1 protein-coding gene is annotated in these 1,580 nt (G+C 77.6%); it reads left to right on the forward strand.

Features of this window, described 5'->3' with window-relative positions; genetic code table 11:
* Window positions 1-162: 162 nt before the first annotated feature.
* On the forward strand, window positions 163-1,203 hold the full coding sequence (locus ACFV6I_RS15245; RefSeq protein WP_380425577.1) for a MerR family transcriptional regulator: 1,041 nt from the start codon (window positions 163-165) through the stop codon (window positions 1,201-1,203).
* Window positions 1,204-1,580 lie beyond the last annotated feature (377 nt).

Here is a 1,580-nt window from a genome sequence, read left to right on the forward strand (position 1 = left end):
CACACAAAACCCCCCCCCCGCGCGGGGCGGGGGGGGGCGGCCGGCGGCGCGCGGGCCCCCGCCCCCGCCCCACACCGATGGCTTCCGCGGAGCGAGCCCTGCTGCGCCGCCCCGCATCCGCGACGCCCGCTGCCCCGGCCCGCCCCGCATAGGCTCACGCATGTGCCCGTCCCGGTCCCCGTCCCCGTGTCTGCCTCCGCCGGCCGGCCGCCGGCCCAGGCCAGCCTGACCACCGGTGCCCTCGCCCGCATGCTCGGCGTTTCCCCGACCACGGTCCGCTCCTGGGAACGCCGCTACGGCATCGGTCCCGCCCAGCGTGACCCCGGGCGCCACCGCCAGTGGAGCCCGCGGGACGTTGCCGTCCTGGCGGAGATGTGCCGCCTGACCGCCCGCGGCGTCACCCCGGCCGAGGCCGCCCGCCTCGCCCTCGCCGCCGAGGCCCCAGGGCCGCCCGGGCCGTCCGAGCCGCCGGGGCCGCCAGAGACGTCCGAGGTGTCCGGGCCGTCCGAGCCGCCGGGGCCGCTTGCCGGCGGGCGGGCCCCCGGCGGCGGGAACACCCTGCCCGTCGGCACCGTCCGCCCCGAATGCCGGGGGCTGGCCCGCGCGGCCGTTCGCCTCGACGCCCCCGAGCTCGCCCGGATCCTGCGACACAGCGTCGACACCCTCGGCCCGGTCGCCGCCTGGACCGAGGTGATGATGCCCGCCCTGCGCGCCGCCGGCCGCAAGTGGGTTGCCGAGGGCGAGCGCTACGTCGAGGTCGAGCACCTGCTGTCCTGGCACGTCGCCGCCGCTCTGCGCCGCGCCGCCGACCGGGCCGAGCCGCCGCAGGGTCCGGCCGTCCTGCTCGCGGGCATGCCCGCCGAACTGCATGCCCTGCCGCTGGAGGCGCTGGCCGCGGGACTGGCCGAACGGGGCCTGCCGTTTCGGATGTTCGGCCCGGCCCTGCCGGCCGAAGCCCTGTTGGAAGCGGTCCGCCGCACCGGCCCGCCCGCCGTCCTGCTCTGGTCCCAGGTCGCCCGCACCGCCGACCGGGCCCTGGCCCGCCGTGTCGCCGAGACCGCCTGGGGCCCCCACGGTGCCCGCACCCGCCCCGTCGTCCTGACCGCCGGCCCCGGCTGGACCGGCCCCCGCCGCCCCCCGGGCGCCCTGCGCCCCCGCGACCTGCCCACCGCTCTCGACCAGCTGGAGCACCTGCTGCGCTGAACCCTCGCCCTGCGGAACCGCGACACGTGCGCCGTACAGCCTTGCCCACGGGCTCGCGCCGTCGGCCTCGGAGTGAATATACCGACCGGTCTACAGATTCGATCGCGCTCGCGGTGCGCACAGGAAGTCGGCCTGCCCGACTTCCTGTGCGGGGTGGTTCGCCCTCGGCTTCGCCACGCGGCGGGGCCTCGAACGGGGCGCTGCAAACGGGAAAAATATATCGGTCGGTCTACATATTCGACTGCGCGCACAGTGGGCGGGCGGGGAGCCGGGAAGCAGGAGCGGCTCGGCGCGGGGGGGGCGGGGGTGGCGGGGCCGAGGACTAGTCGCGGGGGCTGGGGGGGGGGGTGTATTTTTAGATGTTTGTGGGGTTGTGT

The sequence above is a fragment of the Kitasatospora sp. NPDC059803 genome (genome assembly GCF_042732255.1).
Taxonomy (GTDB): Bacteria; Actinomycetota; Actinomycetes; order Streptomycetales; family Streptomycetaceae; genus Kitasatospora.